The organism is Pseudoalteromonas sp. '520P1 No. 423' (assembly GCF_001269985.1).
Lineage (GTDB): Bacteria > Pseudomonadota > Gammaproteobacteria > Enterobacterales > Alteromonadaceae > Pseudoalteromonas.
Map to the genome: position 1 here is coordinate 469,004 of NZ_BBZB01000002.1, position 22,537 is coordinate 491,540.

Annotated in this window: 18 protein-coding genes; 9 read left to right on the forward strand and 9 right to left on the reverse strand. The window is 35.0% G+C overall.

Translation table 11 applies throughout. The annotated features are described in order from the left end of the window. Positions 1–285: 285 nt before the first annotated feature. Entirely contained in the window at positions 286–2,532 is a 2,247-nt protein-coding gene (locus PSA_RS20720; protein ID WP_231665458.1) for a TonB-dependent receptor domain-containing protein, read from the reverse strand. Between the two features lie 163 nt (positions 2,533–2,695). Between PSA_RS20720 and PSA_RS20725 the strand changes: the two genes are divergently transcribed. Together PSA_RS20725 and PSA_RS20730 are read left to right on the forward strand one after the other, a co-directional pair. Beyond that, a complete protein-coding gene (locus tag PSA_RS20725) occupies positions 2,696–3,169 on the forward strand; it encodes a DUF4920 domain-containing protein (RefSeq protein ID WP_082305851.1) in 474 nt (157 codons plus the stop codon). Further along, the gene (locus PSA_RS20730) at positions 3,159–3,734 is read left to right on the forward strand and encodes a PepSY-associated TM helix domain-containing protein (RefSeq protein WP_042143695.1); all 576 of its coding nucleotides are present in this window, start codon (positions 3,159–3,161) and stop codon (positions 3,732–3,734) included. Before PSA_RS20725 ends, PSA_RS20730 begins: the two co-directional genes overlap by 11 nt. 161 nt (positions 3,735–3,895) lie before the next feature. Here PSA_RS20730 and PSA_RS20735 read toward each other — a convergent pair whose 3' ends face one another. From PSA_RS20735 to PSA_RS20745, 3 genes are read right to left on the reverse strand one after another with little or no spacing between them, the layout of a single operon-like run. Next, the gene (locus tag PSA_RS20735; protein ID WP_157575808.1) at positions 3,896–4,291 is read right to left on the reverse strand and encodes a hypothetical protein; all 396 of its coding nucleotides are present in this window, start codon (positions 4,289–4,291) and stop codon (positions 3,896–3,898) included. After that, complete coding sequence (locus PSA_RS20740) at positions 4,227–5,159, reverse strand: hypothetical protein (RefSeq protein WP_042143691.1); 933 nt, start codon at positions 5,157–5,159, stop codon at positions 4,227–4,229. Before PSA_RS20740 ends, PSA_RS20735 begins: the two co-directional genes overlap by 65 nt. Next, on the reverse strand, positions 5,140–5,418 hold the full coding sequence (locus PSA_RS20745) for a hypothetical protein (protein ID WP_042143689.1): 279 nt from the start codon (positions 5,416–5,418) through the stop codon (positions 5,140–5,142). Before PSA_RS20745 ends, PSA_RS20740 begins: the two co-directional genes overlap by 20 nt. A 411-nt stretch (positions 5,419–5,829) precedes the next feature. Here PSA_RS20745 and PSA_RS20750 point away from each other — a divergent pair, with 411 nt between their 5' ends. Further along, complete coding sequence (locus tag PSA_RS20750) at positions 5,830–7,113, forward strand: DEAD/DEAH box helicase (RefSeq protein ID WP_042143687.1); 1,284 nt, start codon at positions 5,830–5,832, stop codon at positions 7,111–7,113. 91 nt (positions 7,114–7,204) lie between these two features. Here the strand turns inward: PSA_RS20750 and PSA_RS20755 are convergent, their stop codons facing one another. From PSA_RS20755 to PSA_RS20775, 5 genes are all read right to left on the reverse strand, one after another. Further along, the gene (locus tag PSA_RS20755; RefSeq protein ID WP_042143685.1) at positions 7,205–8,371 is read right to left on the reverse strand and encodes a serine hydrolase; all 1,167 of its coding nucleotides are present in this window, start codon (positions 8,369–8,371) and stop codon (positions 7,205–7,207) included. A gap of 335 nt (positions 8,372–8,706) precedes the next feature. After that, positions 8,707–9,996: an ATP-binding protein gene (locus tag PSA_RS20760; protein WP_042143683.1), complete on the reverse strand. Its 1,290-nt coding sequence runs from the start codon at positions 9,994–9,996 to the stop codon at positions 8,707–8,709. Between the two features lie 19 nt (positions 9,997–10,015). Next, positions 10,016–10,753, reverse strand: a complete 738-nt coding sequence (locus tag PSA_RS20765; RefSeq protein ID WP_231665460.1) for a response regulator — start codon at positions 10,751–10,753, stop codon at positions 10,016–10,018. Continuing rightward, positions 10,754–11,170, reverse strand: a complete 417-nt coding sequence (locus PSA_RS25480; protein WP_197276862.1) for a DUF3019 domain-containing protein — start codon at positions 11,168–11,170, stop codon at positions 10,754–10,756. Positions 11,171–11,193: 23 nt separating this feature from the next. After that, positions 11,194–12,075: a MipA/OmpV family protein gene (locus PSA_RS20775; RefSeq protein ID WP_042143680.1), complete on the reverse strand. Its 882-nt coding sequence runs from the start codon at positions 12,073–12,075 to the stop codon at positions 11,194–11,196. 277 nt (positions 12,076–12,352) lie between these two features. On the opposite strand from PSA_RS20775, the gene PSA_RS20780 reads away from it, so the two are divergent. The 6 genes from PSA_RS20780 (at position 12,353) to PSA_RS20805 (ending at position 22,531) form a co-directional block, all read left to right on the forward strand. Then, a complete protein-coding gene (locus PSA_RS20780) occupies positions 12,353–12,577 on the forward strand; it encodes a hypothetical protein (protein ID WP_052379873.1) in 225 nt (74 codons plus the stop codon). Further along, on the forward strand, positions 12,529–13,554 hold the full coding sequence (locus tag PSA_RS20785; RefSeq protein WP_082305852.1) for a winged helix-turn-helix domain-containing protein: 1,026 nt from the start codon (positions 12,529–12,531) through the stop codon (positions 13,552–13,554). Before PSA_RS20780 ends, PSA_RS20785 begins: the two co-directional genes overlap by 49 nt. 569 nt (positions 13,555–14,123) lie before the next feature. After that, positions 14,124–17,033: a TonB-dependent receptor gene (locus PSA_RS20790; RefSeq protein ID WP_042143679.1), complete on the forward strand. Its 2,910-nt coding sequence runs from the start codon at positions 14,124–14,126 to the stop codon at positions 17,031–17,033. Between the two features lie 163 nt (positions 17,034–17,196). Continuing rightward, on the forward strand, positions 17,197–18,696 hold the full coding sequence (locus tag PSA_RS20795) for a sulfatase-like hydrolase/transferase (protein WP_042143676.1): 1,500 nt from the start codon (positions 17,197–17,199) through the stop codon (positions 18,694–18,696). Positions 18,697–18,698: 2 nt separating this feature from the next. Then, positions 18,699–20,372: a sulfatase gene (locus PSA_RS20800; RefSeq protein WP_197276863.1), complete on the forward strand. Its 1,674-nt coding sequence runs from the start codon at positions 18,699–18,701 to the stop codon at positions 20,370–20,372. Beyond that, the gene (locus PSA_RS20805; RefSeq protein ID WP_042143674.1) at positions 20,372–22,531 is read left to right on the forward strand and encodes a right-handed parallel beta-helix repeat-containing protein; all 2,160 of its coding nucleotides are present in this window, start codon (positions 20,372–20,374) and stop codon (positions 22,529–22,531) included. Before PSA_RS20800 ends, PSA_RS20805 begins: the two co-directional genes overlap by 1 nt. The last annotated feature ends 6 nt before the right edge of the window (positions 22,532–22,537 follow it).

Consider the following 22,537-nt stretch of genomic DNA (forward strand, 5'->3'; position numbering starts at 1 on the left):
TAAGCGATTTAATTTATATTAATAGATCTCAGTGCGTGAAGTTTATACAAATGTTAACCCGTTATGTGTTGTGCTAATTTATTTGTGAAATAGGTATGTATTAGCAGTGCATTGATTGATACCTCAATGATTCTTAAATATTTTATAAAATAACAGACTTAATGCTAATCATGCATGACATTAAGTCGGTTATTTGATTTTGCTAGCTTATTATTTATAAACCCACTTTATTAGCTGTTTTTATAAAACGGTAAATAGATTAACAAGTGGGTTGATCATTATATATTAAAACTGATAGCTTAAAGTTGCTTTAAAGTTACGACCTAACTCACCAGGATCATTGGCTTCACTGGCTGGTGCTCTAAGGTATCTTTCATTAGTTATATTATCTATTCCAATAACGAAACCTAAACCAGATAACTTGCCATTTGGAGAATAACTTACATTTAAATTAAATAATTCGTAAGAGTCAGTACCATAGCCCGCATTTAAATATTGTTCCGGTAATCTATCTTGCTTTGCATAAGCTAATATCTGACCACCAATATTAAGACTCTCAAGTAGCTGATAATTTAAGTTGATTGATAATTTGTCTGCAGGGGCATCAGCATAAGGCTGCTTTTGATAATCTATACTACCTAAGAAAAAGTTAGGCATACCTTCAACATCCATATTCATTGATGAGTATCCAAGATAAGCATCAAATTTACCTAGTTGGTAATTAAGCTCTAATTCAACTCCTTTATTAATTAATAATCCGATATTTTTAGCGCTGTAATCTCTATGTGTTGCTACAGGTATTCCATTTTCAGGTTGAGGGCCTGGAGAACCTTGTATCTTATCGCCATCATCATTAATGTAATACATAAAAGGTACGTTATTGATGTAATTATCGATCTCATTGTCGAAATAAATCGCTTTAAAGCTTAAGTAATCTGAAAAGAGCGTATCTTGCCAAGATAATCCAAATCCAATTTCATAGTTTTTAGATGTCTCAGGTTTTAAATTAGGCTGAGGTTCTGAATAGCAAATTTTCCCGCCTATATGACAACGCCATTCATCTTTTTTATAAAGCTCTTGCACCGAAGGTGCTCTAAATGCTTCAGCATATTTTAAATAAAAATTTAAAAAGTCAGTGGTTTTAATTGTTAACCCGAGTTCTTTAGAAAGTGAACCATCATCATTATTACTATAATCTACAAACTTATTACTACTACGCTTATAAGTATCATAACGAATTCCTGCAGTAGATAATAAATGACCATCAAAAAATTCAGCTTGATCAATTATTGAAAAAGATAAGCTTTTGGCATCACTATCACCATAATAGGTGTTGATATTGTCATCGGTATACTCTGACTGTGTAAAGCTTTCGCTTTCATAATTAAATTCAGTGGCTAAACGGTGGTTTATAAAGCTTTCAAGTTCAGTTAAATTGGCAATTCTTATTCCAGTTCTTTTAGTCGCCCCCTCACTTATTTTGTCAAAACTGATTTGATTACCACGACGCTCTATGTAACCTTTGGTTTCTTCTTGATAGTTTTTCTTTGAGTAAACAAGTTGAACATCAAGGTCTATCAAAGCACTATCTGGTTGATAAGTATAATTGGCCATAGCTTCAATATAGTCATTTTGATAATCTTCAGCTAAGGTTGGGTAATTAATTGCGTGAGATTGGCGTTGTCCGTAGGGTTGGTCAATAGATTGGGTATCACTCCAATCTAATTTACTTTGCAAACTATGCATAGGTGAAAAATGCCAAGTGTTTTTAAGTGTTAAGTTTATTCTCTCAGAGCTATTTTTAATTTTATCTAATAATGCAACAGGTTCTATATCGTCTGGTGTTACAAAGTCACTTTTATTTTTAGCAACGACATCAATATCTGAAAATGTGATTTTGCTTGCATGAATTACGGTATCTAATTGATCTGTTAAGCTAAATAGTGAAACTCCAAACTTAGTTGAGTCAGATGCCGATTGATATATACTAGATGCAAGCGCGCCAAAACCATTTTCACCAAATAAGTAATCACTAGCATCTTTTGTCACTAAACGAATGCTACCACCAATTGCACCAGAGCCTACAGTAAGTGAATCTGCACCCCGTAATACTTGAACTTGTTTTAACTGAGCAGGATCTACACCTAAACTATTAATGCTGGCAATATTACTTGTACCATCAGACTCTGTTTTTCGTTTTACATTATCAACCGAAATATGAATTCTTTCTCCGTACAATCCTCTTATCACAGGTTGCCCTGATAATGGGGTTACGCTTCCGTTAATATCGACACCAGGCAAGTCTTTTAAGATATTAATGAGTTCGGATTGCTGTTTTCGAGCGATTTCTTTTTCATTGATTACAGAGATTGAAGAAGCGACATCTTGATTTAATAAACTAATCTTATGACCAAAAACTTCAATATGCTCCAATTCTTTCCTGTCAGTTTTAGCCTCCTCCTCAGCAGCAAGAGGAGTGCCATAAATAGCCGAACACATAGCTATAAAAAGAGCGGATTGTTTCATTTTCATTTGATTAACCTTTATTTAACGTAAATGATAACCATTATCATTTGTGTGTTGCGGCGGTAGAGTAAATGAACTAAAATCATTTGGCAATAAGTTATTTTATTTTGTTATAAGGTCTTAATGTACTGTTATTAATGATAATAAATTTAAAATTAGGAGTATTAAATTGAAATTTTTAGTTTTTAAAACAATCATGTTTTTGATGATTTTAACCTTTAGCTACGATTGCTTAGCCAAGTCGACTCAATTTGGTGGTGGTGCTGATATGTCAAAGCAAATAAATATTTCTGACATGCTGAACTCACCAGAAAAATACAAAAATGAGGTGGCCACGATAACAGGTTCAATAGTTAAAGTTTGCAAAAAGCGGGGATGTTGGATGGAGCTCGCGTCAGATAAAAAATATCAGACTTTAACGATAAAAGTTCCTGATGGAAAAATGGTTTTCCCTATGAGTGCAATGGGAAAAACAGCTTTTGCTACCGGAACACTTAATAGTATGAAATTAAATTTAGCGAAAACTCGTGATTATTTAGCTCACAAAGCAAAAGAAAACCAAACTGAATTTGATCCTTCTACAATAACTCAAGCGATGACCGTTTATCGATTCTCTCCAATAGGTGTAACGATTGTTGATTAAAAAACCTCGTATTAATTGGTTTAAGTTAAATAGAGCGTTACATCGAGATATTGGTTATTTTTGTATTGGAATGACTTTAGTTTTTGCAATTTCTGGGATCGCCTTAAATCATATCAATGATTGGAACTCTAATTATTCAGTCACTCAAAAAAGCTATAATATTTCACTCGTTAGTAAAGATATTGAATCTAAAAAATTTGAATCTTGGCTCTTAAATGAGCTAAAAATCTCAATAGGTATCAAAGCTAGGTTCTGGCAAGATTCTAATATATATAAGTTATTTTATGAAAATGGCTCAATTACAATCAATAAAAATCTAGAAACAGTTATTGTTGAACAAATAAAACCTAGGGTTCTACTAAGAAGCTTAAATTTTTTACATTTAAATGAAGCAAAAAAAGCTTGGGTATACTTTTCTGATTTTTATGCGCTCATGTTAATCTTTTTATCAATTTCAGCACTTTTCATGGTTAAAGGTAAATATAGTGCTTTTAAACATAGAGGCTGTCTTGTACTTATTGGTTTAGCCACTCCGGCAGGGTTTGTGATATTTTATGCCTCCTAAATTGGGCTTTACCAACTAGCGTCAATGCTTATAAGACTTAGGATTGACGCTATTATTTTGAACTGGTTAATTTAACGATTAAACTTATTAGGAATATAAGGTAATCGTTTACGTAACGTCAGTGGCTCTGCGTCTGAATCGGCAACAACAGTTAATTCAAATCAGGCATCGTGATCTAAGTCTTTTTCAGATATTTTGAAGTTATGTGTGAGTTTTTGCTCTTCATAAGGTTTGATATCGACCTTTTGTTGGAATGTTTGCTTTTTAAAGCTATGGTATAAATCAAAGGTAATTATGCCGTTGGTTTCACCTGCAAATGGTCCATTTAATAAAGCGGTTATTTCTAATGCTTCATTTTTAAATTCTGCATTAATTTGTGGTAATTCAAATCCACGATATTGCTTGGTTTTTTGGCTTACTTGTTGCTTTAATTGCGTGCCTTGCCAGTTGTAGTTCAAATCTGCAGTCACAGTTTTACCTTTTGATAGTAAATCAGCAGGGATCTGTACATTTAACTTTTCGCCAGGTTTTGCCTGCTTTAAAGCTAGCGCGTGCAAAACGATTAGCTAATTTATCGCCTTTAAATCCCCAGGCATTAGCTGCTGTGGTTTGGTTGTAATTTGGCATATTTGGATTTAAATCACGGCCATCATCCATATGCGGCGTAATGCCATGTTGATTATCACTTGAAACCAAACCAAAAGAGCGGTTTATTAAATCACTATGTTGTTGTTCTGTGATTGGCTCAACAATTTCAAATGTATCAGCGTTAGCTGTTTTTAGGGAAACAACAAGAGATGTTTTCTTAAATTGAACAGATACACCGAGTTTAGGCTCAATTTGCTTTTTCAAACTGCTAATCATGTTTGCAGGTAAAGCGATTTCTTTTGCGCTAGCGCCAAAATTACGACTATGAATAATTAAAGTTTTGGCTTCTTGTACTTCGATACGTAATTGTTGATCTAAATCGGTATTGCCGTCTTTCCAGCTACGATAATGTTTTTTAGATTCGATGTTTTCTGGGGTTGATTGAGTACCAAAAGACATACCGATAATACCTTGCTGTAATGTGTCTTTTTGGTATTGCAGTTCGTAACCTAAAGTGGGTTCATCAACGCCACGTTGTATGTCTAATAAAAGCTCGCTCTTATCTGGCATTGGGAAGTCTGTTTTAAATGGCTTATAAACAGGTGTTTGCGCAGGTGTCATATTAAAACCTAAACGCTGTGGCGCGTAGTCATAACTGGACTTTCTTTTGTAATACATATTGCCATCCATTTCCCATTGACCGCCGCTGGCAACTTCATGCGTTTCATCAATATTTGCAACCCAAGTTGTAAACTGTGTTTCAAGTTTTTCCCAGTCAGGCACTATGCTCTGTATGATTTTAAGAGATTCTGCACGACTATCCGTTTGTTGTCTCATGACTTCTTGATGATAAATTTTTAAGTATTGAGAGTACTCTGGATTGTTGAACATAAGCCACATCAATATGTTTTATGGTAGATACACGTGCATTGGTACTCACATCTGCAATCATTTGGGATGGTTTAGGTATGGCTTGCACAACTGATAAAGTTTGATTGCTAACAACTGGGTTTGTTTTTTCAACTAAAGGTGAACGATCTTGTGCACATGCGCCAAGAAACATGGCGGTAAATAGTAAACTGAGTTTTTTGTTCATTGGATAATCCCTATTAAGCATGAGTTGATCTATTGTTTGTATACGGATATTCTTATATAAAAGTATATTGTATGCATTTATTTGTTTCAAAATGTATACATGAGTCTGAGAGTCTGTTTTTATAGAAATAAAGTTGGAGCATTTAAATAATAAAATTGCGGATATCTTATAAAGTAAAGCGGTTACTAAGGATAGCGCTCTGTGAGGCACAATTGAAAATGATTTAGCTGTAGCGCAGGCTGGAATTGTTCAGGGTTATAAGCTTGTAATGATCTATAAATTTGTATTAATAATCCAAAAACTGAAATAGGGTCAAGATCATTACAGTAGTTTTAGCAATTTTACTAACAGAAATAGCCATAAGTAAGCTAAAATACAGATTGTTATTTTAGCTTTGAGCCCTTTATATTAATGAGTACCGTCACAACGCCAGCAAACTTTACAGAATTAGGCCTTATTTCACCTTTGTTAGCACGTTTAACAGAAATGGAATACCAAAAGCCAACGCCCATTCAAGCACAAGCGATCCCAAGTGTATTAGCTGGACGTGATTTAATTGCAGGTGCCAATACTGGTTCTGGTAAAACAGCGACTTTTGCACTGCCTTTATTACAGCAAATTTTTGAGCAAGAAAAGAAATCAAGCGACAAAGGTAACTTTGTTTCAGGTTTGATTTTAGTGCCAACTCGTGAACTTGCTAAGCAAGTTGCTGATAGCATAAAATCTTATGCGACACATTTAAATGGTGCAGTTAAAACTGTTGCTGTTTTTGGTGGTGTATCAATAAATATTCAAATGCTTGCACTGCGTGGTGGCACTGATATTTTAGTGGCAACTCCAGGTCGATTACTTGATTTAATTTCAAGCAATGCAATTAAGTTAGACCGCGTAGAGACTTTAATACTTGATGAAGCCGATCGTATGCTAAGTCTTGGTTTCACTGAAGAGTTAGCACAACTTTTAGCGTTAATGCCTCAGAAAAAACAGACTTTGTTATTCTCTGCAACTTTCCCTGAGCAAGTACAAGCACTAACGCAAGAGCTACTTAATGATCCAATTGAAATACAAGTACAAAGTGCAGATACAAGTACCTTAGTTCAGCGTGTTTTTACCGTTAATAAAGGCCAAAAAACAGCTTTATTGGCACAAATGATAAAGCAACATCAATGGCGACAAGTGCTTATTTTTGTAAATGCTAAAAAGAGCTGTAATCACTTAGCTGATAAATTATCAAAACGTGGCATTACCGCTGAAGTATTTCATGGTGATAAAGGCCAAGGCGCGCGTAATCGTGTATTAGATGCCTTTAAAGCAGGTGAAATTGAAGTCTTAATCGCAACTGATATCGCTGCACGTGGATTAGATATCGAAAAGCTACCTGTTGTGATTAACTTCGACTTACCAAGAAGTCCATCGGATTATATGCACCGTATTGGTCGTAGTGGCCGTGCAGGTGAAGTAGGTTTAGCATTATCGCTTATCGATCATGAAGATTATCATCACTTTAAAATCATTGAAAAGAAAAATAAAATTAGACTTGAGCGTGAAGAAGCTGAAGGTTTTGAAGTAGCAGAAGTTATTCCTGACAAGTATTTAGATGCTGGTAAACCTATGGCAAAACCAGAAGGTAGCGGTAAAAAACACCGTAAGAAGAGTGTGTCGCAGCAAACCGATATTTGGTTAAAAAATCTGTAATTTAATTAAATCGTAAGAACTTTAAAACCCTAGTAAACTCTGTTTGTTAGGGTTTTTTAATACTAAGTCATCAGGATTGTTATTTGTATTGTTAACTTTTAGTCACTTGTTCTATCACTTTATCTCGGATTGTTTTAAATGAAGTTAAGCATTCATCACTACCACCACAGTTTAAAAATAATACAATGCTGATGTCTTGAGCTTCAAAGTAGAAGTTTTCAGATGAATACCCTGGGTTGCCACCACTATGAAAATATACGTTTGCACCATTGTGTTTAAGTTGGGACATACCTAGACCATAATTTTCATTATTTTTATCTTTAACTAAGCTGTCAGTTCCCCACATTAAATCTCGAATATCGTCATTAATAAAATTAGGATCTTTAAACATGCTTCGCGTAAAGTGCGCTACATCAGAAACTGAAGACGCGATTGGAGCTGCCGCGGATGTATATTTTAAATTGAGATCTTTGGTATTAAAGTGTTGTCCATTTATGGTTTCATACCCTGGAATGAGTTCGATCATATTGTTTTCAACACCAACCGAAAAAGTATCTTCAAGAGATAAAGGGCTTAATATTCTGTCTCGCATTTCATAGGCATTTTGGCTCCCTAAAACAGTATCTAAAATCATGCCTGCTAAATTATAATTTGTATTTGAATAATGCCACCCTGTGCCTGGTTCAAACTCAGCGGGCTTATTTAATGCGTACTCAACTAATTCTGCGTTACCTTTTTCTTGCTCTGGATTCGCAAGTGCATCTTCTTTCCATTTGTCTGTATCACCATAATTATAAATGCCACTGCTGTGATTAAGTAATTGACGTAATGTGATTTTATCACTGTATTGAATTTTAGTTAATAAATCACTGGGTAACCAAGTATCTAAAGTATCATCTAAATTAAGTAAACCATCTTGGTGTAATTGTGCAGCCAGTAGGCCGATAAAAACTTTACCTGTACTTGCGATATGAAATGTATCGGATGTTTGCATTGGCGTTTGATTTTCAATATCAGACACGCCCGCACTGCCAATAAACTCTCTGTCAGGTGTGTTTACTAATAAAATAATACCAGGCACAGCTGAAGAAATTTTATTATCAATTAAACTCTGGTAATCGAAGGCAACAGGTTCAGGCGTGACCACTTTAGCTTGTTCTTGCACTTCTGTAGTTGAATCTGAGCCACCACACGCTGTTAAGAAAACTGAAACTGTAGCACCGAATAAAGCTGATTTGATTGTATTTGTTATCATCATTTTGTTCACTCTTAGTTGTTTTGTACTTGATATGTATTTGATAAAAAAAACTATAAAAGGTAATTAAACAAAAAGACGTACCAAACATTCTCAACATGTACCAAAGTGTATCCGGTTTACATTAAGCTATGTGGGCTTGGCTTTAGCCGTGCGATTGTATTTTGAAGGCGCAAGACTGAAGTCTCGCCTACAGAGAGATTATCTGGTTTTAAATGTAAGCTCGGCTTTAGTTATGCGTGTTGTATTTTGAAGGCGCAAGACTGAAGTCTCGCCTACAAAGGTATAATCTGGTTTTAAATGTGGGCGCGGCTTAAGCGTCCTTCTCTCGTTAATTATCAGCGCTCTGTAGGCAAAGTTATGGTAAATTTAGCACCAGATAATTCGATTGAATCATCTATTTCAATACTTCCTTGATGCCAATCTATAATGCGTTTAACAATAGCTAAACCAATGCCATGGCCTTTGATGGTGGTGTTTTTAGCATCACCGCGAACAAATGGTTTGAGTATGTTTTCTCTTTGTTCTTTAGCAATACCTAAACCATTATCTTCAATTATGATCAGTGCATTATTTTGATTACGATTTAACGTTACCTGTATTTGACCATTTCCGTAAATTACTGCGTTTTGTAGTAAATTGTTTATTAACATAGATACATATGAACGATCACCAATGAGTTTCATGTCGTTTGATAAATCGTTAAAAGTAAAATCCACAATATCAGATTTTTTAGTCTTGATACAATTAGCGATTAGCTCCGTTAATAATATTTCGTCTTTTTTTATTTCTAACATAGACTGATCTAAACGTGCATAACTAAGCAAGGTTTCGACTAAAGAGGTCATTTCATCAACATTGTTACTTATTTTATCTTCGAAACGTCGGCGTAAAACAGGATCATCTTCTTCTTGTAAGGTATCTATACCAAAACGTATTCTGGCCAAAGGTGTGCGCAGATCATGCGATACCGCATTACTTAATAGCTTTACATCACCAATTAAGTTTTCGATACGTTGCGCCATATGATTAAACTCAATTTCAATGTCACGAATATATGAAAGCGGACTGATTTTTAGTCTTTGGTTTAATTTGCCTTCACCAAATGATTTTGCTGTTTTTCTCAGAGTAAGCAAACGCACTATTAGCGGCAGTACCCACAATAAAAAGAGTAATAATAGGGCGATATAAAACAATACGGTGAATATGTAGTTTTGAGTGTCATCTGTTTTTACAACGTTAATACGGGGGGACTTAACAATCAATAATTCATCACTTGAAGCTAAATAATAATGAAAAGCGACATGCGTTTTTGTTTCTAATAGAAGTGGTTCACCTAATTTTAGTTGTTCAATTAATTGCTTGGGTAACGGAAATTTAACTAAAGACATTAAGCTCAATTTATATTGATTTTTACTTGACCATAACTGAATAAACTTTTGTCGGTCAGGTAATTTATCAAGTGTTAGCGCAAGATCAGCGCCCATTTTTTCTAATACGCTAATAGCATTAATACCTTGATGCTGCTCATCGGTTGAGTATTGCTCGTAGACACGATCAAATAGCCAACCTAAGCCAACTGTTGCAGTTAGAATAACTGCTAATAATGATATTGTAAGTGCGCGCATTATTTAGTTAAGTCCAAGATCACCAAGCATCTTTAGCAAAGAGGTAACCTTTACCCCAAATTGTTTTTATTCTAAATGGCTCTGATGAATCGTCTCTTAGTTTTTTGCGTAATCGCGATATTCTCAGATCGATAGAGCGATCAAAACCATCATAGTCAAAACCTCTTAATTGGCTTACAAGCTCACTTCTTGAAACTGGTGTACCGGCTTGCTGTGCTAGCAGCCATAAAACGTCAAATTCATTGGTTGAAATTTTAACTTGTTCACCATCAAGAGATACGGTCATTGCTTGTCGATCAATTATGAGATTATTAAACTTTAATCTATCCGTATTTTTCTCTATAGCGGCTTGTTCAATATGAGTAGCATGTTCTTGTTGGCGATCTAGATGCTTTTTAATTCTTGTTAATAAGGCTCTTGCTCTGACTGGTTTTGTTAAATACTCATCAGCGCCCATTTCTAAACCTAATACTTCATCAATCTCTTCATCTCGGGCAGTAACCATGATAATGGTATTTTTAAAGTTTGGCCTGACAGCTTTACAAACATCAAAACCATCTAAACCAGGTAACATACCATCTAAAACTACTAAATCAGGATTTATTTTGTTGATTAAAGTAACAGCTTCATCACCTCTACCAGTCGATGTTACCTGATAGCCTTTTGCACTTAAGTATTCGCACATCCATTCACATAGCTCTACATCATCTTCAACAACTAAAATATTAGGCATGTATAGCATTTGATCTACTGCCATTTAAAACATTCTCCATGATGCATGAGATCTACCATTATTTTTATAAACCCAAGCCATTTCTAATACTTCTTCTGCCACTATCTTCTTACTTGGATTGCGTTTTAAATAAAAAGTAATATTTTCATTGGAAACAAACTCTTTAGTTAATTGTCCTTGAGCTAGATTATTCCAACATTGTAATGGCTTAGATTGCTGAGATGTGAATAAACAGTAATCATGGGATTTTTTTGATAGCCATGAAATTTTGACATCAACATAGCAGTCATCACCTTGAACAATAGAAACACATTGTTCAGGGTCTACTTCAAGGGTCAATATTGCTTCGTTTGGTTCTGCATATAGTTTGGTTGAAAAAAGTATAACCATAGCGATTAAACTGGTTATGATATTTTTATTGTTTATTTTTTTTATTTTCATAATTTTAGTCATCAGATCTCTAGCTAAAAAACATAACTTACAAGGATGCCAAATTCAGTCATGTTTTTAGAACGACTTTCAAGGGTACTTGCGAATTGCATTATTGGGCTATCGGTTATACTGTCAGCCAAACGGGTATATCTGTAATAAGTTTCAAATAGCCATTTATTATTGATAGGGTAGCTTGCTCCAAGTTCAGTTGTGGTATCTATACCTGAACTTGGGTGATAGGCTTTAAAATTATTAGTAGCGCGATCCGCTTCAATGCCATAATAATAATCAAGCATATCTTCAGAGCGATACTCTAAACCAAATGCAGTATATAACTCCCAATTTTTAACTTGAAAAGACTGGTCTATCCATACAGAGGCGTATAACGCATTGTCATATTCATCATTGAAAGAGTAGGGAGCAACAACAAATTGAACTGTCGTTTTGTCAAAACTGCCTGTTGATCTCAAGGCTGCCATTCGTGTTATATCACTTTTTTTATAAAAGACTTTCCCTTGATCAATAAAGCCAGTTTCATTTTTGCCATGGGCAATATTCGTTACTAAATCGAAATTCCAACGTTCGGTATTATAGAAGTTATAACCGATATTTATTCCAGAATTGAGCACTCTATAAAATGCTGCTTCAACAAATACTTGGCTTTCCCATTGATAACGAGCGTTGATAAATAATGACATGCCACTCTCTTCATCGTTATAGGGGTTAGTTACGATATTGTATCCAAACCCTAATTTTAAATAGCCACCACTACGGTCTATATCATTAAGTTGTATTGGTTGTGTGAATTCAGCATCTTCATTGACTTGGTTCTCACCTGATAATACTGAGGAAGCGTAAAAGCTTGTTAAGCCAAATAATAAGCTAACGATAAGCTGTTTTGATAAAAGTCTCATTTTATGTTCTTTTGTTATTTTAAATTATTAAACATATTGTAAAGTGTATCGAAATTAATGATGTATCTAGGGTTACCTAGATGTATCATTTTGTATCTTACTTGCGAATTTCAAAGCAATGAGTATAAAGAATGGAAGCAGCTTTGTCACAGGTCCAGGGAAATAATTACAGTTTTAGGTTTTGTAATTAATATAAAATTAGCTACTGATAAATATGAACTTTATTCAAATAAAAAATAAATTTGGCGTTATAATCTAAATAATGGAACTTTAATAAATGGCAAATGCACTGAGTTTAAAAGATGCACAAAAAGCAATTTTGATCAGCCAAGGCTTTCATACAAAGAATCAATGTGGCAATGATCTTGAAGCCAGTTTTCAAGTCCTAAGGTTTATTAATTATGTTCAAATAGATTCTATCTCTGTTGTAGAACTAGCTCATCATCACAGTATTTGGAATCGCGCAAAAAATATCATCCATCTCATATCGATCAATTATTAGAAAATCAGCATGTTTTTGAATATTGGTTTCATGCAGCTTCGTATTTACCTATGGATCATTATCGTTATAGTCTGCCAAGAAAAAATGCGATAACCAAAGGCGAGCAACATTGGTTTAAGCAAGATAATAAAACCATGGCGTTAGTGTTAGAACGGATCAAGGTAGATGGTCCACTACAAGCGAAAGACTTTAAAGATACAAGAAAAACAACAACAGGTTGCTGGGATTGGAAGCCAGCCAAAAAAGCGCTCGAGCAGTTATTTATGCAGGGCGATCTTAAGGTCCTAAAAAGACAGGGTTTTCAAAAAGTGTATGACTTAACAGAGCGCTTTTTACCTGAAAATATTGATATGAGCATACCGAGTGAAGAGGAATACTATGCACATTTAATTATTCGTTATTTGACAGCCAATGCCATTGGTAGGCCAGAACAAATGAGCTATTTGCTTAAAGGGATTAAAAAACCGGTTAAAACACAGTGTTTGAAAATGCTTGAAGCTGGTTTGTTAATCACAGTTAGTGTTGATGGTCAAAGTTACTTTTTCTTACCAAGTATTAATGATTTATTAAGACACAAAGTACCTGATAACACGGTAAAAATACTCTCTCCATTTGATAACCTGCTTATTCAAAGAAAAAGAATTAAACAGTTGTTTAATTATGATTACCAAATAGAGTGTTATGTACCTTCGGATAAAAGAAAAATCGGCTACTTTAGTTTACCACTGCTATGGGGACGGACGTTTTCAGGTCAAATGGATGTGAAAATGGACAGAAAATCAGGGGTTTTAAATATTCTTAATCTGCATTTACAAACAGAGAAACCTGATGAGTTTGTTGTAGAGCTAAAAACAGAACTGAATAGATTGTTATTGTTTAACAATGTTAAAAGTATCAATGTCAGTAAAATTACAGCCGATAAAATAAACCTATCTGATAGTGATATAAGCCATTTCACTAAAATATTACAAAGCTAACGTCTATACAATAGGTTTAGCTAAAGAGCTTTTATCTGAGTTTATATGTTGGTGTAAAACGCAGACTAATTGCTCAAAGCTCGTTGGTGGCGTAAGCAAAGATAACTTCGTATCTTCTAATCTTTTAATAAAACTAGACTCCTTTTTTAGCTCTCATTTTCCTCTTTAAAAACCTTGTAAATTAATACCTTTATATCATTTTAAATGCTCGCAAGTGTGTTTTTTATAAATCAAAGACACTAGGAGGGTGTTTTTATCATGTTCTAACTTATTGTTTTAAAGCTTAATAATGTTATTTTGAACTTTTTTACTGTTGTTTTTTACATTTTAATTTTGTGTTTTTTCTTTACAATACACATTAATTAATTTACATTTGTTAACAAGCGGTAGGGAATTTAACGCATTTATAAACATTTGATGTTTTTGGTGCAATAAAAAACAACTATTTACTGCTAGTTATAAATTCTAAATTGTAATTGGAGTTATTTTGGGAGTGATTCCTTTTAAATAAGGTTTAGTTTTTTATCAAAAATTACAGGTGTGGGTGTAAATCCATCTAGGGGAACGTAATGTCACGACAGTTTAAAAAAAACCAGATTGCAACATATGTATGTATCGCTCTATCTGCTGCAGCAAGTGCAAGTGCTGTAGCAGCCGAGAAAGATAAAAAGGCACTTGAAGATATCGAGGTAATTCAAGTATCGGGGATCCGTTCGAGTTTGACGTCGGCACTTAATACAAAACGTGGTGCTGAAACGATTTCAGATTCGATTATTGCTGAAGAAATTGGTAAATCATCAGATGAAAATATTGCTCAAGCGCTTTCTCGAGTATCAGGTGTATCTTTAGATCGTAATGGCGGTGATACGCAAACTGTTACTGTTCGTGGTGTGCAAGCTGCGTTAAATGATATTAAGCTTAACGGCGTATCAATGACCAGTAATACTGATAATCAATCCGTTGATTTAAGTTTATTTTCAGCTGATGTACTAAGCCGTATCGATGTAATTAAATCTCCTTCAGCTAATCAAGAAGAAGGTTCTCTAGGCGCATCAATTAATTTGCAAACACGTGCACCTTTATCTTCAGCTAAAAATGTAAATGTTGTGACAGTTGAAGCCCGCCATAATGACTTAAGTGAAGAAAGTACACCAAGGTTTGCTTATACAGGTATTTATAATCTAGATGATACTATGGGTTTTGCTGCATCTGTTTTTCATGATGAGCAAAGTGTCCGTAAAGATGAATTCAATACTTTTAGAACAGCTGTACGTAAATTTAGTAGTAATGATAAATCAGGCAATGCAGCTAAAAAGGTCATTAATGCTGATACAGGTGAAGTGATCCCTGGTAATACATTTGCAGTTGCACCAGATTTTTACTTAAACCGTTTAGGTTTAGATGATAAAACAAAACAAGGCGGTACTTTTACTTTTCAATATCGTCCTAGTGACCAAACAGATATCCGTTTTGATGCGTCATTTTCTCGCCAAGAAATCAAACATTTACAATCACATACTCGTATGCACGCATTACATCGTAATCCATATGAAATCACAGTTAAGTTAGGCGATGACAAAACTTCTAATAGTGTTGTAGCAGCTAAAACTGGTCATATCGGTGGCTTGAACCAGTCAGGCCGTTGGACAAATACAACAGATTCATTAGTCCTAGGCTTAGAATTTGAACATTTTATTGGTGAAGATTGGGTGATTTCAGGTCGAGTGGGCCACTCTGGTACTGATCAAGAATTTACTGATGGTTATCGTATGAATTGGATGCCGGATAATGCTAAAAAATTAGGTAATGAAACTGAAGAAAACCCTTGGTGTGGTATTGAATATGCCGAAGGTCCTCAAGGTGATTATTTACCAGGCCTTAACTTCTGTGCGCCAACTTATGATGGCAATGACCCATCAACTATGAAGTTAACACAATTTAGATCAGATCACCGTGATGTCGATGATAGTAAGAACAGCGTATATTTTGATGCAAGCCGTGCTATTGAAACGAATGGTATAGATTCTGTTGAGTTTGGTTTTAAATATACATCTCGTAGTAAATCAGTGAGTTCTGGTGAAGCATTCTTTGGTCCAGACGTATTTGAAAATAGAAATAAAATATTAGCCAGCGATATTCCAGGTGCTGAGTCTAGCAGTATTACAGGTGGCAAGTTCCTAGATGGGATCGCACATTCTGGTATGCCAAACGATTGGATTTACCCAGATATTGATTCAACGGTTGCTCATGTATTTCCAAATGGCTTAGACCAAGACCTATTTGTACAAAACCCTTTAAAAGCTTGGGAAGTGAATGAAAAAACTTATGGTGCTTATGCTCAAGCTAACTATGAACTTTTAGATGGTGATATCACAGGTAATTTTGGTATTCGTTATGCCAAAACTGAAATAGATAGCAAGGGTAGCTCAGGTATTAAATTTGCGAAAAACATGCCGTTTTTAGTTGATGGTGAAGAAGTGGTTTATTACGCTGTAGCTGATGAAAAAGAGTATGATAACTGGTTACCAAGCGTCACGTTAAACTGGGTTGTTGAAGATGATTTAATCTTTCGTGCATCAGCTGCAAAAGTAATGGCACGTCCTGAAATCAATAGCTTAAGACCAAACTATGATATTAAAGCGAATAACTTAGAAGAAGTACCAGTTGGTGCGGGTGGTAATACTCAGTTAGACCCATTTGAAGTGAATCAATTTGATATGTCATTAGAGTGGTACTTTGAAGAGGGGGCGTTGCTATCTGGTGCTGTTTTTGTAAAGGACTTCAAGAGCTTTACATATAATACCAGCAGTAATCAGGAGTTTGAAAATCCGCTTACCAATACGTGTATTGTAGATCGCAGTATATATGATGGCGATGATAAGTTAACAGCAACATCTCCATGTGCAGATATTAACTTTTCTCAAACCGTTAATGGCGGTAGTGCTGAAATAAAAGGTTTAGAGTTAACTTATCAGCAATATTATTCATTCTTACCAGGTTTATTGAGCAACTTAGGCTCATCAGTTAATTATACTTACGCTGATAGTGAAGCAATTATTGACCCTGATAATATAGAAAACCCATTTAACGGCCTACCTTTTGTTAATACTTCAAAACACTCAGCAAATACAACCGTATTTTGGGAGAATGACAAACTCAGCTTACGTTTAGCGTATGCATATCGCTCTGAAGCTTTAAGCAAAACAGTAAATAGAGATAGCAGTATTGTACGCGATGCTCGTGGCACATTAGATTTCACTGCAAGCTACGATGTAACAGACAAAATGAAAGTAAGCTTCTCTGCGATGAACTTAACTGATAGCTATGATGTTTTTTATGATGTTGTTAATAATCCTAAAGGTCGCGATGGTATTGTATCAGAGGTAACAGGTGACTTAAGCGATATCTCAAAAGAGCGCGTATCATCAATCTTTGATTACGGGAGCAGTTACAGATTATCAGTTAGATACGCTTTCTAACTAAAAAACTTAATAATAATGGGTGGCTTATGCTGCCCATTTATTTGCGCAATTATTAAGTGGCTTCACATCATACCTCCCACTTTTTCTGTGCAATATTAAGTTTATTAACAATTGAAATCTTAATCTTCTATATCAGTTTGTTAAACATTAGGTGTAATGAATGAGCTTTAAGAACTTCCGTTTTAAAATACATAAACTAACAGCAATAACTAAATTGATATTGTTAGTTTTTGCATGTGTACAAATAAATGCATGTAGTAACAATATTCCAGATGAAAAACCACTCAATATCCTATTTATATTAACTGATGATCAGGCACCAGATACGGTTTCTGCATTTGGTAATAACAATATAAATACGCCTAGTATCGACTCTTTAGCAAATCAAGGTATGCGTTTTAGTCATGTATTTAATCAAGGTGCTTGGTCTGGTGCTGTGTGTTTACCTAGTAGACAAATGATAAATACTGGCAGGCATTTATACCGTACTGGTCTTGATGCCAGAGGCGTAAACGATCCTACCTTTGTTGCAAAACATCAAACATTTGGTGAAACATTTAAAAACTCAGGCTACGATACTTTTCAAACTGGAAAGTGGCATTTATCAACTGAAGTTTGGCGTCGTAGTTTTACTCATGGTAAAGCAATTCACCAAAACGGCATGTCTCGCCATGAGAAGGGCGGTCACTGGGATGCGGAATTTACAGATTATGATCCAACTAAAACAGGCGATGATGCTTTTACACATTACAAAGGGGGTAAACATACCAGTGAAGTGATTGCAGATGCTGCAGTAGACTTTTTAGCAGACAGAGACAATAACAGTAAACCATTTATGATGTATGTGGGTTTTTTAGCACCACATGATCCGCTACATGCACCGGATGAATATTTAGCCCGCTATCCAGAAGCGCAAATAAAACTACCAGAAAACTTTTTGCCTTATCATAGTTTTGATCAAGGTGACTATTACCTGAGAGATGAAGTACTCGCAGGTTTTCCACGCTCTAAAAAAAGCATTCAAGATAAAATCAGTAAATATTACGCTATGATAGAGCATACAGATGCACAAATAGGGCGTATTTTACAAAAATTAGAAGAATCAGATCAGGCAGATAATACCCTCATCATTTTTACCTCAGATCACGGTTTAGCTATGGGTCGTCATGGCTTAATGGGTAAACAAAATCAATATGATCATAGCATCAGAGCGCCATTTATTGTTAAAGGGCCTAATATCCCTAAAGGTAAAACTGCTACGGGCATGTTTTATTTAAATAGTATATTTCCTACCGCGGCAGAACTTGCTGGATTAGATATTCCTAAAAGTGTAGATGCGCCAAGTATCGTGCCTTTAATTAATGGCAATAAAGATGTGGCTTACGACAATATTTATGGTGCTTATCGACATTTTCAACGCATGGTTCGCAGCCAAGACTTCAAGCTTATTTACTATCCAATGATCAAACGTACTCAATTGTTTGATATGAAAGCTGATCCATTAGAAATGCATGATTTAAGCTCTCAACCTCAGTACCAACAACAAATAAAAACCATGATGACGCAATTAGAAGATTGGAAAAAGGTGGTAGATGATCCATTAGATTTGAATGCACCAGAAGCAAGTTACGATGCCTTTTTAAGATTAACTTGGGATTAAAAATGAAGATGAATAAAATGAATTTTACTACAAAAAATAAAACAGCATTTTTAACAAGTTTTAAGCTTGCTATCTTGGCTTTACTTGCTTGTACATCTGTATTTTCAACAAGTACAGTTTGGGCAAAAGAGGAAAATAAGCAGCCTAATATTGTATTTATTATGTCAGATGATCACGCTGCCAATGCTATTTCAAGTTATAAAGGGCGTTTATCATCAGTATTTAAAACGCCTAATATCGACAAGTTAGCAACACAAGGCGTGCGTTTTAATGGCATGTACTCAAATAATGCAATTTGTACTCCTAGCCGTGCAGCCATATTAACTGGACAATATAGCCATACTAACGGTGTTAAAACATTAGCTGACTCGCTTGACCGTAAAAAAGACAATATAGCTAAGCAACTACAAGCGGCTGGGTATCAAACTGCTGTAGTAGGTAAGTGGCATTTAAAAACGCAACCATCAGGTTTTGATTATTACAACGTACTACCAAATCAAGGTGATTACTTTGATCCTAAGCTAAAAGAAACTGGTCAGAAATGGCAAAACGGTAGAAAAGGCGGAAAAGTCCACCCAGGTTATGTGACAGATGTCATTACTGATGAAAGCTTAAATTGGTTAGATAAACGCGATGAAAACCAACCCTTTATGTTAATGATCCATCATAAGGCACCACATGGAAAATGGCAGAGTGCTAAACGCCATGAAAAGTTTTTAGCTGATGTGAAAGTTCCAGAGCCAGATAGCCTATATCACCGTGAAAACCATGGGCCAACAGATGCGGTGATCATAGATGGTAAGGCTGGCCAACAATTTGGCTCTTCTGTCTCTCGTAGAATGGAAGGTCGTGGTTTAGTAACACGTATGTTAGATGAAGCTTGGCCTACAGGTAAATTACAACTAGATAGCTATGATTGGAATACTGTTGTTTCTGCTGCATATCAAAAATATTTAAAAAACTATTTACGTACGATTAAAGCAGTTGATGAAAATGTAGGTCGCGTATTAGATTATTTAGATGCTAATGATTTAACTGACAATACCATAGTTGTTTATACATCTGATCAAGGCATGATGTTAGGAGAGCACGATTATTACGATAAACGTTGGATATATGAAGAGTCTATCCAAATGCCATTTTTGGTTCGCTACCCTAAATTAGCATCTCAAAATCAAACCACAAATGAATTGTTTTTAAATATAGATATCGCACCTACATTGTTAGATTTTGCTGGTATAAAAAAGCCTGAATCAATGCAAGGTAAAAGTTTTAAATCAGCCTTATTAGATCCGACAACAGCGACTGGTCGTGATGCAATTTATTATCGCTATTGGTTACATATGAGCCATCACACTATCCCTGCGCATTATGGTATTCGCACTAAAACTCATAAATTAGCTTTCTTTTATGGGTTACCGCTAGATGCTAATGGCGCTATGCCAGCTGCAACGCCACCTTACTGGGAATTATATGATTTAAGCAAAGATCCATTAGAGATGAATAACCTTTATCCTAATAAAGAAAGTTCAGCTATAAAAATACAATTAAAACAGCAGTTAAGTAATTTAAAGCGGAATATTGGTGATACAGATGAGGTATATCCTTCTCTTGTAGCTGTTAAAGAAAAGCACTGGTTTGATAAAAATGTACAATTAGCTGCTAGGGAAAAATAATGAATCAAATTCTTTTATTAACACTTGCAGTTACTTCAAGTTTGCCTGTTATGGCTGCAGAATATTTTGTAGCTACAAATGGTAGTAACAAAAATACAGGGTCAATTAATCAACCTTTTGCAAGTATTCAATATGCAGCAAAACAAATGCAAGCTGGAGATACTACTCATATTCGACAAGGTAATTATTTTGAAGAAGTTAATCTTTCAAAACTGAAAGGAACAGCTAAAAAGCCTTTTACTTTTAAGGCTTATCAAGATGAAAGTGTGACTTTAGATGGCACAATCAAGATCAAACAAACTTGGACAAAATATAAGGGTAATATTTATCAAACTAAGCTAAAACAAGATATTTGGCAGCTATTTGTAGATGATAAAAGCATGACATCAGCACGTTGGCCAAATGGTAATTGGTATGACCGCTCAGTTTGGGACAAAAGCCAATCTATGATGTGGCCACAAAAAGGAAAACTAGGTAAATATTACAATCAAGAATTGGCAGATTTCGATTTTAGTTTGGCGGGTGGTATTGCTGTTGTTAATTCAGCTTCTTTTAAAACATACCAAAGAAAAATCACTGAACATAATGTAGGTAATGATCATTTTTCTTACAATACACAAGGTGTGACTTCGCATTTTAGCTTTAAAGAAAGTGTAAAACGTCATGGTTATTTTATAGAAGGTAAGCTTGGTTTATTAGATGAAGAAAATGAATGGTTTTATGATGTAAAAACCAAGCAACTTTATTTATGGGCTAAAGATGGTGTCAATCCACAAGCATTAAATATTCGCGGCAAAGTTCAGTCATATGCATTAAATATCAACCGCTCTGAACATGTGACTTTTAAAGGTATTAACTTTTTTGGTACTAGCTTTAATATTAAAAAGAGCCAGTTCGTCACTGTTGAAGATACAACGCTGTTATATCCTTCATATTCAAAAAGAATGCTAAGTGATATAGCGCCGATTAAAGTAACAAAAATGGTGGTTAAAAAAGAACATGATGCGGCTTATAACCAGCTTAAAAACTGCAAAATCGCATATACCGACGGCCCTGCCATTGAAATGAATGGTAAAGGCAACTTAATTGAAAACTGCTATATGCATGACATCGATTACAGTTGTACTTACAAAGGCGGATATACCTTAAATATGGTCAATGCCTCTGAATTAATTTTTAGACGTAATACCATACATACAACAGGTTGTTCTGAGCTATTTAAAGCAGGTGTGCGAAATTTAGTTGAGTTAAATAATCTATCTGATTCAGGGCATCTACAAAATGATGGCTCTATGGTACAGCTAAGTGTTAAGCAACAACCTGGTGGTATAGTGCGTAATAACTGGGTGCATAATTCAGTTAAACAAGGCATTCGCTTTGATAATAAAAACACCCCTAATGCGCCTTATGGAAACAATGGTCAAGTTTCTAACAATGTCGCTTGGCATACCGACCGTATTTTTTTTAAGGGTGAATCACACTTTATTTTTAATAACTTGAGTTTTGATAATCATCAAAATGATTTGATTATTAGCAGCAATACTAAAATTCAAGGCCACAATCATAAAACTATTACACGTAACAATATAAGTAATAAATTCTCTGGCCATAGAACTAAGCCACGAAATAAATTTCCTTTACCAGGCATAGTAGATCATAACTGGGATGGCGTGACATTAGGTTTAGATGTGCGATCACAATTAAGAGATCCCGATAATTTTGATTTTAGACCAAAACAAGGCGCTACTTTGATTGATAGCGGAGCTGTGGTGAAAGGTAAAAGTAATAAATTTATTGGCAAAGCACCTGATATAGGTCCTTATGAATTTGGTGATACTCACTATTGGATCCCAGGATATCAAGCGAAAACAGCGTCATCACCTGTACCTAAACAATCTGCAAAAAATGTTAAAATTGATGCTGATCTAATGTGGTTACAGGCCTATAAGGCAACAATTCACAGTGTTTACTTATCTAATTCAAAAAATGACATCTTAGCGGCAACTTCCACTTCACCTGCTTATAAAGGCCGTTATGCGAATAACATTTTTACCCCTCAAAACCTAAAACTAGGTGAAACCTATTATTGGCGGGTTGATGCATTGAAAGATGGAAAAACCATAAAAGGGCCGATTTGGCACTTTACAGTTGAGCAATAAAAAATC